At 65.2% G+C, this 12,295-nt stretch carries 11 protein-coding genes; 10 read left to right on the top strand and 1 reads right to left on the bottom strand.

The annotated features are described in order from the left end of the window. Positions 1–29 precede the first annotated feature (29 nt). The 3 genes from AWJ14_RS12160 to AWJ14_RS12150 all read left to right on the top strand — a co-directional run bounded on the left by AWJ14_RS12160 (position 30) and on the right by AWJ14_RS12150 (position 3,123). A complete protein-coding gene (locus tag AWJ14_RS12160; RefSeq protein ID WP_066179238.1) occupies positions 30–1,298 on the top strand; it encodes an ABC transporter substrate-binding protein in 1,269 nt (422 codons plus the stop codon). 105 nt (positions 1,299–1,403) lie between these two features. After that, the gene (locus AWJ14_RS12155; RefSeq protein WP_066179236.1) at positions 1,404–2,318 is read left to right on the top strand and encodes a carbohydrate ABC transporter permease; all 915 of its coding nucleotides are present in this window, start codon (positions 1,404–1,406) and stop codon (positions 2,316–2,318) included. Further along, positions 2,308–3,123, top strand: a complete 816-nt coding sequence (locus AWJ14_RS12150; RefSeq protein ID WP_066179234.1) for a carbohydrate ABC transporter permease — start codon at positions 2,308–2,310, stop codon at positions 3,121–3,123. The genes AWJ14_RS12155 and AWJ14_RS12150 overlap by 11 nt, the downstream gene beginning before the upstream one ends. A gap of 122 nt (positions 3,124–3,245) precedes the next feature. Here AWJ14_RS12150 and AWJ14_RS12145 read toward each other — a convergent pair whose 3' ends face one another. After that, the gene (locus tag AWJ14_RS12145) at positions 3,246–4,253 is read right to left on the bottom strand and encodes a helix-turn-helix transcriptional regulator (protein ID WP_066179231.1); all 1,008 of its coding nucleotides are present in this window, start codon (positions 4,251–4,253) and stop codon (positions 3,246–3,248) included. A gap of 141 nt (positions 4,254–4,394) precedes the next feature. Between AWJ14_RS12145 and AWJ14_RS12140 the strand changes: the two genes are divergently transcribed. From AWJ14_RS12140 to AWJ14_RS12110, 7 genes are all read left to right on the top strand, one after another. Beyond that, complete coding sequence (locus AWJ14_RS12140; protein ID WP_066179228.1) at positions 4,395–6,383, top strand: TonB-dependent receptor domain-containing protein; 1,989 nt, start codon at positions 4,395–4,397, stop codon at positions 6,381–6,383. A 41-nt stretch (positions 6,384–6,424) separates the two neighbouring features. Then, positions 6,425–6,724, top strand: coding sequence for a DUF2218 domain-containing protein (locus AWJ14_RS12135; protein ID WP_066179225.1), 300 nt, complete (start codon positions 6,425–6,427; stop codon positions 6,722–6,724). 27 nt (positions 6,725–6,751) lie between these two features. Beyond that, positions 6,752–7,696 (top strand): siderophore ABC transporter substrate-binding protein, encoded by a 945-nt coding sequence (locus tag AWJ14_RS12130; RefSeq protein WP_066179222.1) that lies wholly within the window; start codon positions 6,752–6,754, stop codon positions 7,694–7,696. Positions 7,697–7,703: 7 nt separating this feature from the next. Continuing rightward, on the top strand, positions 7,704–8,699 hold the full coding sequence (locus AWJ14_RS12125; protein WP_083220225.1) for an ABC transporter permease: 996 nt from the start codon (positions 7,704–7,706) through the stop codon (positions 8,697–8,699). Positions 8,700–8,790: 91 nt separating this feature from the next. Further along, complete coding sequence (locus AWJ14_RS12120) at positions 8,791–9,693, top strand: iron chelate uptake ABC transporter family permease subunit (protein ID WP_083220227.1); 903 nt, start codon at positions 8,791–8,793, stop codon at positions 9,691–9,693. Beyond that, positions 9,690–10,457 (top strand): iron ABC transporter ATP-binding protein, encoded by a 768-nt coding sequence (locus AWJ14_RS12115; RefSeq protein WP_066179219.1) that lies wholly within the window; start codon positions 9,690–9,692, stop codon positions 10,455–10,457. The genes AWJ14_RS12120 and AWJ14_RS12115 overlap by 4 nt, the downstream gene beginning before the upstream one ends. A gap of 332 nt (positions 10,458–10,789) precedes the next feature. Further along, positions 10,790–12,229, top strand: a complete 1,440-nt coding sequence (locus AWJ14_RS12110) for a TolC family outer membrane protein (RefSeq protein ID WP_083220224.1) — start codon at positions 10,790–10,792, stop codon at positions 12,227–12,229. The last annotated feature ends 66 nt before the right edge of the window (positions 12,230–12,295 follow it).

Below are 12,295 nucleotides of genomic sequence, written 5' to 3'. Positions count from 1 at the left end.
AAGGTCCTGAAGTCAAGGGAGATGTGATCATGAAGAAGTTTGGAGCCACCGTCGCGCTTTGCGGCCTGCTGTCCGGCACAGCCTGTGCTGCGGACGCCAGCCAGGTCTGGCACTATTGGGGAGGTGGTGCGGAGCTCGATGCGGTCGAAGCGCTTCTGGCCGTTGCCAACACGCAATCGCCGGACACGCCGATCGTCGGCCAGGACTTCCCCGGCAGCGCCATCGAACTGCGCCGCCAGCTGCAGACCGCCCTGCTCGGCGGCACGCCGCCTGCGGCCTATCAGAGCGCAATGGGATACGAACTCAAGACCTTCGCCGATGCCGGACAGTTGCGCGACATCTCCCCGCTGTGGGAGGAATTCGGCGGCGACCGCATCTTCCCCGTCGGCCTGCAGCGGGTGATGAAGGTGGACGGCACCCCCTATGCGGTGCCGCTCAACATGCATGCGATCAGCAATATCTTCTACAACAAGGCGCTGGTCGAGGAACTCGGCATCTCCATCCCGACCACGTTCGAGGACCTGCAGGCAGCCTGCGAAACCATCGAAGCGGCCGGCAAGGGCTGTCTTGCCAATGCCGGCGGGCCGTTCTGGAGCCTTTACAATTTCTACGTGCCGCTGATTGCCGCGGTCGGCACCGAGGGCTATTTCCAGCTCGGTTCCGGCGAATTGTCGTTCGACAGCGACGAATTCCGTACCGCGCTGGCCACCTACCGCGACACCTATGCCAAGCACTACGTCGCCAACTGGTCCGGCAAGAGCTGGCCGCAGGGCGCCGATGACGTCGTCGCCGGCCGCGCGGTGTTCTACCAGATGGGCGACTGGGCCTCGGGCTATTTCAAGGATGTCGGGCTCGAGCCGGCAACGGACTACGACTTCTTCCCCGCTCCCGGCACCGGCGGCGCGGTGGTGATCCAGGTCGATGCCATCGCCACCCCGAACGGCACCGACACCTCCAACGCCGCGGCCGATGCGCTGCTTCGCGCCGCCGCCAGCCCCGAAGGCCAGGCAGCCTTCAACAAGCACAAGGGCTCGGTTGCCGCCAACCTGGAAACCCCGACCGACATCTATGACGCCATCGGGGTGAAGACCTACGAGACCATGATGGCGGCCGAAGCCAATGGCGCCGTCCTGCCCAACCTGTTCTTCCTGCTGCCCACCGAACTCGGCTCGGAACTGGGCGTGCAGATCGAGCGGTTTGCCTCCGACCCGAGCGACGCGACGATGGAGTCGGTCATCGAGACGCTCGAGAACCTCCGCCTGTCGGCCAAGGACAAGGGTCTGTTCGTGACCTGGTAATCCGCCGCGTCTCACGCCTGCGCAAACGGGACGGCCAACTCCGGGTGGCCGTCCCTTCTACACCGTCCGGCGGCCAGCCGCCCTGCCCCAATCGGAGCAAACGACATGGCGAAATACACTCCGGCCCCCTGGCAGCGCGGCTCGACGCGCGTCTATGCGCTGTTCCTGGCCCTGCCGGTGGGCATGTTCTGCGTCTTCTATCTCTATCCGGTCTTCGAAACCTTCGTGCTGGCGTTCCAGCGCTGGGATGGCCTGTCGCCGGTGCGCACCGATGTGGGGACGGCCAATTTCCTGGCGCTGCTGGGCGACAGCCGCTTTCACACCTCGCTCGCCAACAACCTGCGCTGGCTGGTGTTCTACGTGCTGGCGCCCACGGGACTGGGGCTTGGCCTGGCGCTGCTGGCCAATTCGCTGGTGCGCGGCAAGGGCCTCGCCAAGTTCGTCTATTTCCTGCCCTATACGCTGCCGCCCGTGGCGGTCGCGGCCATCTGGCGCTGGCTTTACGAACCCAGTGCCGGGCTCATCACCCGCGTCCTCGACGAAGTCGGCCTGGGCTTTCTGGCGCAGAACTGGCTCGGCGACACCGCCATCGTCACCTATTCGCTGATGGTGTCGGCCGCCTGGTGGTCGGTCGGCTTTTCCTTCATCGTCTTCTTTGCGGGGCTGCAGAACCTGCCGCGGGAATGCCTGGAAGCCGCGCGCATCGACGGGGCGACGGCCTGGCAAACCTTTACCAAGGTGACCTTTCCGCTGCTCTGGCCCTCCACCGCCGTCGCGCTCGGCATGTCGAGCGTGGATGCCATGCGCCTGTTCGACATCGTCTGGGCGATGACCGCGGGCGGCCCGGCCTATTCGTCCGACGTGCTGGCAACGCAGATGTTCGACGTCGCCTTCGGGCGGCTGAAGATGGGGGAAGCCAGCGCCATCGCCGTCTTCATGCTGTTCGTTTCGGCCGCCGTCGTCCTGCCCTTCATCATCTACATGGCCCGACGCGTCGAGGAGGCCTCCAATGACAACTGAGCAAAGCGCCTCCTGGCTAAGGCATGGCTTCGCCCTGGCGATCGGCCTGCTGATGGCGATCCCGATCCTGGTGGCGATCAACACCTCGCTGAAAACGCCGGCCGAGGTGCTCGACGTGCTGTCGCTGCCGGCCTCCCCCACCTTCGCCAATTATGCCGAAGCCTGGAACCGGCTGGGCGCCACCTTTGCCAACAGCCTGATGATCACCGTGCCGGGCGTGGCGCTGTCGGTGCTGGTGGGCGCGATCGCGGCCTATCCGCTCGCGCAGATCAGGGGCCGGACCGGCTTCGTCATCTACATGTTCCTGCTCACCGGCATGCTGGTGCCTTACCAGATCGTGCAGATCCCGCTGTTCTCGCTGATGCGCAATCTCGGGCTCTACAATTCGATCCCGGGCATGTGGCTGGTGCATGTGGCCTATGGCGTGCCGATCTGCACCTTCTTCATGCGCAATTTCTTCGCCTCGGTGCCGCGCTCGATGTTCGAGGCGGCGATGCTCGATGGCTGCGGGCATGCGCAATATTTCTACAAGGTGTTGCTGCCGGCATCGGGATCGGGCCTCGCCGCCCTCAGCGTGATCCAGAGCCGCGCCATCTGGAACGACCTGCTGTTCGCCATGACCCTGACCAGCAACGACAGCGCCAGGCCCGTCACGGTCGCCCTCAACGCGCTGACCAGCGGCTTCGTCGTCCAGCACGGCACGCTGATGGCCGCCACGATCATCACCATCGGCCCGATCCTCCTGGCCTATCTGCTGTTCCAGCGCGCCTTCGTGGCCGGCGTGCTGGGGGGAAGCTCGAAATAGCAGGGGGTGAAAGCACGCTTCGCCCGGACGGTCAGCGCCCGGGCGAACAGTCCGCCGCCTTGCGTCCCACCCCGCCCCGCGGCACGCCCCGGCGCGCGCTCTGCGGTCGCGGGTCGCCGGAGCTAGTGGGTCTTGCCGCTCCGCGCCTCGCGCGGGGTGACGCCGAATTCGCGCTTGAAGGCGGTGGCGAAATTGGTGGGGCTGTTGTAGCCCGCGAGATAAGCCGCCTCGGCGACGCTGACATTCTCCGTCTCGAGCAGGCGGCGGGCCAGCTTGAGGCCGCGCTTGCGCAGATATTCGCCCACCGACATGGCGTGGCCCGCGCGGAACAGCCGCTGCATGGTCGATACGCTGACCCCGCTTTCGCGGGCGACCTGCTCCACCGACAGTTTCCTGTTCCCCGCCATGGCGATGGTGGCGTTGATCATCTCGAGGCGGTGCAGCCCGGTGGGCGACAGATGCGGGCAGCCCAGATTTTGCTCGCTGTTGGCGAGCGCCGCGAACCCGTCGACGAGAATGTCGAGCGCGCGGCTTTCGAGATAGAGCTTTTCAGCCATGGCCGGGGGATGCAGCATCCGTTCGGCGATCGCCAGAAGCGCCGGATCCGCCTTCCATTCCAGGCGTGACAGATGGGTGTTGCAGAATTCGAGAACCGTCTGGCGAATCTCGTCGGTGTCAAAGGCACAGGCCTCGATCCATTCCGGCCGCACCGTGACCACGATGTGGCGCACCCGCTCGCCCTTGGCCACCGTGCGCACGAGACGCTCGGTCCTTGCGCGCGCGATCATCACCGCGTGCACCGGCTTGTCCTGGTCGGGGCCGAGCGTCATCCGCATCTCGCCGATCTCGACCTCGACACGGCCCGACAGGAACAACAGGATCGACAGGCCCGGGGCCTGTTCGGTGGTGGTCGTCAGGTTCTCCACCGCGACGGTATCGGAGGTGTGCACGCTCAACCCCGATTGCAGCCGCAGGATGCGATGGTCGCCCCGCAGGATCGGACGGGTGGGGAGCGGACGCGCTCCGATGTCGACCTGCGATGCATTGATCTGGCCGAACCGGGCCAGGTCGCCGACCGTCACATCATCGTTGCGAACGACGAATTCTCGCGCGGTACCGGGGACTTTCATGTGCATTTCCATTTCTGCATACGTTTTTGATCGCTGCGCATAGCTCTGCAACTGGCATTCGCGACACTGCTTCTCTAACAAACATGACAGAATGTATCAACTTTTAGCCGGCGGGGTGGCCGGTGCGTTAGGGGTAAAATCATGTCTCATAGTGTCGCAGTGAAAAAGTCCTCCGGAAACAACCTGTTGCAGATCGCGGGCCTGGTCCTTGCCTCTTCCGTCGCGCCTCTGGCGATTGCCGGCGGCGCGCTGGCGCAGGATGCCACCGTGCTCGAGCGGATCACCGTGGTCAGCGAGGGCGAGGAGAATATCGAGGCGACCGGCGGCACCGTCATCACCCAGCAGGATCTCGAGGACCTGCAGCCGGCCGATGTGTCAGAGTTGTTCTCGCGCGGATCCTCGGTGACCGTCTCCGGCGGCGGCGGGCCGGCCAAGCGCGTGCATGTGTTCGGCATGGAGCAGTCCAACCTCGCCGTCTCCGTGGACGGCGTGCCCCAGACGGCGACGAGTTGGCACCACACCGGTTCCAATGTGATCGACCCCGCCTTCCTCAAGCGCGTCGAAGTCGAGGCCGGCGCCGCGGCAGCCGACGCGGGCTTTGCCGCCGCCGCCGGCGCGATCCGCTACGAGACCGTCGGCGCCAAGGACCTGCTCGAGGACGGCAAGAACCTCGGCGCGCGGATGAGCGCCTCCTGGGGCTCCAACGGTCGCGGCGGCGCGGGCAGCGCGGCAGCCTATGGCCGCACCCAGCAGTTCGACTGGTTCATCATGAGCCACCTCACCGAGGGCGACAATTACAAGAACGGCGACGGGCTGGAGATCCTGGGCACGGAGCCCGCGGCTCGCAACTTCCTGGGCAAGTTCGGCTACGAGACGGACGAGAGCCGTTTCGAACTGAGCTACGAACGCAGCGTCGACGACGCCGACCGCCTGATCAAAGCCAATATGGGCCTGGCCGGCGACACCGTGCATCCGATGGAGGTGACCCGCCACAACATCAAGTTCAGCTACACCTCGATCGCGCCCACCGACATGTGGGACCCGGAAGTGATGGTCTATTTCAGCGAGAACGACTACTGGCGCGACAACTATGCCAACCGGACCAATGGCAACATGGTGCTCAACGAGGACCTGTATGGCGGCAAGGTGCAGAACACCTTTACCCTCGACCGGGGCAGCGTCACGGCCGGCATCGATTTCGGCCGGCATGACTACAAGACCGACAATTACGGCAACCAGACGCCGCGCTACCGCGAGTTCTACACCGAACAGGTCGGCGCCTTCGTGCAGGGGCGGTTCGATTTCGACAACGGCTTCAAGATCTCGTCCGGCGCGCGCTACGACTTCCATCACTTCGAGGACTGGAACAAGGAAGACCGTTCGGACAGCGGCGGCAGCGTCAATGCCACCGTGGCCTACGCCATCACCGACAATATCGAGGTTTTCGCCGGCGCCTCCCGCACCTGGCTCGGCTACGTGATCGGCGACTACGGCTATGTCCATGCCCGCGACGCGCTGTTTGCCACCGACCCGAATTTCGAGGCGGGGTCCGCACGCAACTTCAAGGGCGGGGTCAATTTCTCCGGAGACAACTGGAACGCCGGCATCACCTTGTTCGACACCCGCATCGCCGGACTGCCCTCCTACGGCACCAGCTTCCTGAGCAATGAAAACGAGTATCGCAGCCGCGGCGTGACGCTCAATGCCCGTTACCGCTTCCTCGACACCACCATCGGCGGCACCTACACCAAGGCCGATGTCACCCTCGACGGCGCCACGGCGATCCCGAACGGCGCGACCTTCATGCCGGTCGGCGACATGGCGACGCTGTTCGTCGACCACGAATTCGTCAATTACAACGTCAAGGTCGGCGCGAGCCTCGAATGGGCCGGCTCCATCGACGCCATCTCCACCTTCTACGAGGAGCCGTCCTACACGGTGGTCAACGCCTATGCGGAATGGACGCCCCAGCAATGGGAAAACGCGACGCTGCGTCTGTCGGTGGACAATCTTTTCGACGAGACCTACTACGAGCGCTCGAGCTATGCCGCGAGCTCGGCCCGTGGCGGCATCGACCCGGTCTGGGCGCCGGGCCGGACCTTCACGGTTCAGTTGACCACCACCTTCTGACCCGGCTTCCCGGATAGCCCGCCCCCCGAAAGAAAGACGCCATGCCTGAAAGCACAGCCTTTTACGAAACCGCCAATGGCAGCAAATACCTCACCCAGTTGTGCAAGCATTTTGCGCACAAGATCGAGGTGACCCATGACGAGCGCGAGGGGCGGTGCGTCTTCCAGGGCGCGATCGGCCTCATGAAGGCCGAGGACAACGGATTGCGCATGACCGTGGAGGCTCCCGACGCGGAGAGCCTGGAGCGTGCGCAATCCATTATCGAAGTGCATCTGGGCCGCTTCGCCTGGCGCGAGGAGATGGGCGCGCTCGACTGGGTGCGTGCACCCGATGCGGCCTGACCACGCCCGCCTCACCTCCCGGAGAAGATGATGATGTCCCGTTTGCACACCCCCTCGCGGCGCAGGGTTGTCGCCGCCCTGGCGCTCGGCGCAGCGCTGGCACTGGCGCCTGCTGCTGCCCGCGCCGATACGGTCGAGGTCGCGCATGCGCGCGGCACCACCGCGATCGAGGCCGCGCCGGAAAAGGTCTTCGTCTTCGACCTGCCGGCGCTCGACACGCTCGACGCGCTCGGCGTGAAGGTTTCCGGCGTGCCTTCGGGCGTCAAGCCGGCCTATCTCGAGACCTATAATTCCGGCGACTATCTGAAGATCGGCTCGCTGTTCGAGCCGGACTTCGAGGAGATCGCGGCGGCCGCGCCCGATCTCATCATTTCCGGCGAGCGCATGGCCGAGCAGTATGGCGAACTCTCGCGCATCGCACCCACCATCGAGATGAAGACCGATTACACCGACTTCCTCGCGAGTGCGGAACGGACCAACCGCACGCTGGCTTCGGTCTTCGGCAAACAGGCGGACGCCGATGCGATGATCGCGCGGTTCGAGGCTTCGGCCTCCGCCGTGAAAGCCAAAGCAGAGCATGCGGGCAAGGCGCTCATCATCCTGACCACCGGCGGCCGCATCTCGGCCTATGGCCCGGGCTCGCGCTTCGGCATCATCCACACCGATTTCGGCATCAGGCCGGCGGCCCCCGATCTCGAGGTCGCCACCCACGGCCAGGCGATTTCCTACGAATTCATCCTCAAGACCGATCCCGACTACCTGTTCGTCATCGACCGCGATGCCGCGATCGGCCGCTCCGGCAAATCGGCCCAGGCGCTTCTCGACAACGATCTCGTCAACCAGACGAAGGCCGCGCGGAGCGGCCGGATCGTCTACCTGCAGGCCGATGCCTGGTATCTGAGCGGCACCGGTCTGACCGCGCTGCAGACGATGGTCGACGAACTCGCCGCGGCGCTCGACCGGAGCGAATGACCGGGTGATGGAGCAAGGCGCAGAGACCCGTGCGGTTGCCGGCGGCCGGCTGTGGCTGGCGGCGGGCGGCCTGCTGCTGCTCGCGCTCGCAAGCCTGTTTGTCGGCGTTGCCGATGTCACGCCCTCGGCGCTGCTCGATCCTCAAACCCGCGCGGCCACGCTTGAGGCGCTGACCGCCAGCCGCCTGCCCCGCACCGCGGCGTTGATCCTGACCGGTTCCAGCCTCGCGGTGGCCGGCATGATCATGCAGATGCTCGCGCGCAACCGCTTCGTCGAACCGTCGACGGCCGGCACCATCGAGGCGGCGAGCTTCGGCATGCTGATGATGCTGATCTTCTTTCCCGGAGCGCCGGTGATCCTGAAAATGACGGGCTCCGCCGCCGCAGCCCTGGTCGGAACCGCCTTCTTCGTCTATCTGATCCGCCGGATCCCGGCGCATTCGCCGCTCCTGGTGCCGCTTGCCGGCATCATGCTCGGCGCAATCATCGGCTCGGTCACGGCCTTCATCGCCTACCGCGCCAACCTGCTGCAGTCCCTCGGCGCCTGGCGCAACGGCGATTTCTCGCTGGTGATCTCGGGCCGCTACGAAATGCTCTGGCTGACCCTCGCCTTCACCCTTGCCGCCTATCTGTTCGCCGATCGCTTCACCATTGCCGCGCTTGGCGCCGACATCAGCCGCAATCTCGGTCTCGACTACGAGAAGGCGCTGGCGGTCGGGCTCGCCATCGTCGCCGCGGTTTCGGCGATCGTCGTCACCACCGTCGGCTCGATCCCGTTCCTGGGCCTGGTGGTTCCCAACCTGGTCAGTCTCGCGGTCGGCGACAACCAGCGCCGGGCGCTGCCCTGGGTGGCGCTGACCGGGGCGCTGCTGGTGCTGTCCTGCGACATGGCGGGACGCCTGATCGTTTATCCCTACGAAATCCCGGTGGGCACCGTGTTCGGCGTCGTGGGCGGGCTTGTGTTTCTCTTCCTGTTGTTGAGGCGACCGGCCCGTGCCTCCTGAGACGATCCTCCCCGCGCGGCGGCACGCCCTCCCCCCGGGCCTCATAGTGCTCGCGCTTGCCGCGGTCGTGCTTGCCGCATCCATCGCCTTCATGACGGTCGGCGTGAAGGGCAACTGGGCCTATGTGCTCGAACTCAGGGGCCGGAAGCTGGCGGCGATCGTGCTGGTGGCGACAGCGACCGCGGTGTCGACCATCCTGTTCCAGACGATCACCGGCAACCGCATTCTCACGCCCTCGATCATCGGCTTCGACGCGCTTTATGCCCTGCTGCAGACGGTGCTGGTGTTCTTTCTCGGCGCCGGCCGGGTGGCGGCCTTCGATCCGCGCCTGCTGTTCCTGCTCGAGGCAGCCAGCATGCTGGCGCTGGCACTGCTGCTTTATCGCTGGCTGTTCCTGGGCGAACGCCGCAGCCTGCACCTGCTGCTGCTGGTCGGCGTCGTGTTCGGGCTGATCTTCCGCTCCATCACCCAGCTTCTCCAGCGGATCATGGACCCGAACGAGTTCGTGGTGCTGCAGGACCGGCTGTTTGCGAGCTTCAACGGCGTCAATCCGGTGCTGATCGGCATGAGCGCGACGGCGATCGGCCTGGTCGGCCTCGCCATCTGGAAGCGTCGTTTCGTGATGGACGTGCTGCTGCTCGGCCGCGAGCCGGCGATCGGGCTGGGCGTCGATTACCGCAGGCTGGTCACGCTGATTCTGGTGCTGGTCTCGGTACTAGTGGCGTCCTCGACCGCGCTGGTGGGACCGATCAACGGTTTCGAGCCGATCAGCTTCTACGGCGTGCTGGTCGCCAATCTCACCTATCTGCTGCTGCCCACCTTCTCGCACCGGTTCCTGCTGCCCGCCGCCGCCATGATCGGCATCCTGCTGATTGCCGGCGGCCAGTTGGTGCTCGAAACCCTGCTCGGCTTCGATTCCGCGGTGGGCATCGTCATCGAGTTCGCGGGCGGGCTCGTGTTCGTGTTTCTTCTCCTGAAAGGCCTTGCGCGATGATCGAAGTCGAGGGACTGACCAAGCGATATGGCGCGACCGCGGTTGTCGACGATGTCAGCCTGAGGCTGCCCGAGGGGCGTCTCACCGCCGTGATCGGCCCCAACGGGGCCGGCAAGTCGACGCTCTTGTCGATGATCGCGCGGCTGATGAAGCCGGACACGGGACGGATCCGGGTGGCGGGGCTCGATGTGGCGTCCACCGCCGGCGAAGTTCTGGCGCGCCGGTTGTCGATCCTGCGGCAGGAGAACCACATCACCGCGCGGCTCACGGTCGGCGATCTCGTGGCTTTCGGCCGCTTTCCCCATTCGGGCGGCCGGCCCGGCCCCGAGGATGCCCGGCATGTCGCCGAAGCGCTTGCGGCGCTCGATCTCGCGCCGTTCCGCGACCGGTTTCTCGATGAGCTGTCGGGCGGGCAGCGCCAGCGCGCCTTCGTGGCCATGACGCTCGCCCAGGACGCCGACTGCATGCTGTTCGACGAGCCGCTGGCAAGCCTCGACATCCGCCATGCGATCTCGATGATGGAGCTGCTGCGCGATCTCTGCCGCAACAAGGGCAAGACCGTCGTGCTCGTGCTGCACGACATCAATATCGCCGCCAATTTTGCCGACGGGGTCGTGGCCATGAAGGACGGGCGCATTGAAGCCGTCGGCGACACTGGCGAGGTCATGACAGGCGAGCGCCTGTCCCGGCTTTACGGCTTGCCGATCTCGGTCGAGCGCAACGGCGGTTCGTGCATCGTCAATTATTTCCGGTCCCGGGACTAAGCGCGCCCCCTGCCTGCCGGTAGTGAAATTGCCATGCGCCCCGTCGCAACCCAGGATATTTAATTGGCTCAATTCAACCAATAGTATCCAAAATGCGACCCGCATAAATATCTATGCCTAATAGTATAAATATATATGCCATCCATCGCAACTATACATGCGAAAACTGAGTCACAATACACCAATAGATTATTGGCGCAGTGTTCGTGTTGCACAATGGCCACTTTCTAGTATTCATTTTTCATCCCGGCCAATAGTAATGAGCGTCCGACTCGAATTCCGACGCCAATGTCATTACGAGACATCTGGGAATAGAAAATTCTGGGGGCGAAATGATCACGAAGCTTCTCAAGGCGAGCAGCCTGACCTTGGGCATCTGGGCAGTTGCCCTCAGCCCTTCGGGTGCCCTCACACTCAAGGAAGCCGTTGACGAGGCGCTCACATCGAACCCCGAGATCCTGCAATCCATCCAGAACCGGGAAGCCGTCGAGTTCGAACTGCGCCAGGCGCGCGGCCTCTATCTGCCGACGCTCGACCTTGAAGCCTCAGCGGGGCAACGCGGCCTCGACAGCCCGGGACGGCGGCGGCTCGGCACCGAGGACGAGACGCTCGATGCCGCCGATGTCGGCCTGACCTTCCGCCAGACCCTGTTTGACGGCGGCGCCCGCCGCGCCGAAGTCGAGCGCCAGGCCTCCCGCGTCGACGGCGCCTCCTTCCGCGTGGCCGAGCGCTCCGAAGCCATCGCGCTTGCCGTGACCCAGGAATATTTCGAAATCATGCTCCAGCACGAACTGGTGGCAATCGCGCGCCGGAACGTGAGCGAGCTTCAGGGCATCGTGTCGGACATTTCCCAGGGTGTTTCCGGCGGCACGCTGACGTCTGCCGACCGCATGCAGGGCAATGAACGGGTGCTGTCCGCGCGGGCACGGCTGAACGAGGCGGAAGAAGACCTGGAACAGGCGCAGATCCGGTTCCTGCGGCTTGTCGGCGTCCGGCCCAGCTCGCTCCAGAGCCCTCCCTCGGTGGCCAAGGCGCTGCCGCGGAGCGTGACCGAGGCCGTCGAGATCGCCCGGCGCCAGAGCCCGCGCATCGCCGCCGCCGGCGCCGATGTCGATGCCGCCGATGCGCTCGCCCGCGGCGCCAAATCCTCTTATCTGCCGGTCATTTCCTTCGAAGCCAAGGCGCGCGTCGGCAGCGACATCGACGGCGCGGAAGGCCGAACCTCCGACCTCGAAGCCAAGGTGGTGGCCCGATGGAATCTCTATCGCGGCGGCCGGGACTTGGCAGCCGAGCAGGAACGCATCCGCCGCGCCAGCGAAAGCCGGATGCAGAATGTCCTGGTTCACCGCGAGGTGCAGGAATCGATCCAGTCGGCCTGGGACAAGCGCAGGAAGCGGGCCGAGCAGGCAAGCCTGTTGAGAGAGCAGGCCTCGGCTTCGGGGTCGCTGGTTTCCTCCTACCGTGACCAGTTCCGGGTGGGCGAACGCTCGCTGCTCGACGTGCTCGGCGCCCAGAACACCCGGTTCAACACCCAGGTGCTGGCCAAGACGGCGCAGTATGCCGCCATCTATGCCGATTACCAGGCGCTTGCGGCAATGGGATCGCTGGTGCAGGCCTTCAACCTGGCAGCCGCGCCCCAGGCCGAGGCCTATGCCCGCGATGAATTCAAGGCCATCTCCACCAGCGAAGTCGAGCCCGTCTACACCCGCCTGCCGTCGCGGCAGGTCTCCGGCGCCCCGTTCGATCTGCTTGCACCGGTCAGGACCAACTGAGCCTCGCAGCTGTGCGTGACATTGCGGACGGAGAGCGGCGATGAACTTCAACGAGGCTTTCCGGGA

Origin of the sequence: Parahoeflea olei, assembly GCF_001703635.1 — a bacterium.
Classification (GTDB): domain Bacteria; phylum Pseudomonadota; class Alphaproteobacteria; order Rhizobiales; family Rhizobiaceae; genus Hoeflea; species Hoeflea olei.
The sequence above is the reverse complement of the archived record's forward strand: the minus strand, read 5'-3'. Positions and strand labels throughout refer to the sequence as shown.

Excerpts from the sequence above, each read along its gene's own strand:
- AWJ14_RS12160 (WP_066179238.1), top strand. The coding sequence starts at position 30 with ATGAAGAAGTTTGGAGCCACCGTCGCGCTTTGCGGCCTGCTGTCCGGC.
- AWJ14_RS12155 (WP_066179236.1), top strand. The coding sequence starts at position 1,404 with ATGGCGAAATACACTCCGGCCCCCTGGCAGCGCGGCTCGACGCGCGTC.
- AWJ14_RS12150 (WP_066179234.1), top strand. The coding sequence starts at position 2,308 with ATGACAACTGAGCAAAGCGCCTCCTGGCTAAGGCATGGCTTCGCCCTG.
- AWJ14_RS12145 (WP_066179231.1), bottom strand. The coding sequence starts at position 4,253 with ATGAAAGTCCCCGGTACCGCGCGAGAATTCGTCGTTCGCAACGATGAT.
- AWJ14_RS12140 (WP_066179228.1), top strand. The coding sequence starts at position 4,395 with ATGTCTCATAGTGTCGCAGTGAAAAAGTCCTCCGGAAACAACCTGTTG.
- AWJ14_RS12135 (WP_066179225.1), top strand. The coding sequence starts at position 6,425 with ATGCCTGAAAGCACAGCCTTTTACGAAACCGCCAATGGCAGCAAATAC.
- AWJ14_RS12130 (WP_066179222.1), top strand. The coding sequence starts at position 6,752 with ATGATGATGTCCCGTTTGCACACCCCCTCGCGGCGCAGGGTTGTCGCC.
- AWJ14_RS12125 (WP_083220225.1), top strand. The coding sequence starts at position 7,704 with ATGGAGCAAGGCGCAGAGACCCGTGCGGTTGCCGGCGGCCGGCTGTGG.
- AWJ14_RS12120 (WP_083220227.1), top strand. The coding sequence starts at position 8,791 with ATGACGGTCGGCGTGAAGGGCAACTGGGCCTATGTGCTCGAACTCAGG.
- AWJ14_RS12115 (WP_066179219.1), top strand. The coding sequence starts at position 9,690 with ATGATCGAAGTCGAGGGACTGACCAAGCGATATGGCGCGACCGCGGTT.
- AWJ14_RS12110 (WP_083220224.1), top strand. The coding sequence starts at position 10,790 with ATGATCACGAAGCTTCTCAAGGCGAGCAGCCTGACCTTGGGCATCTGG.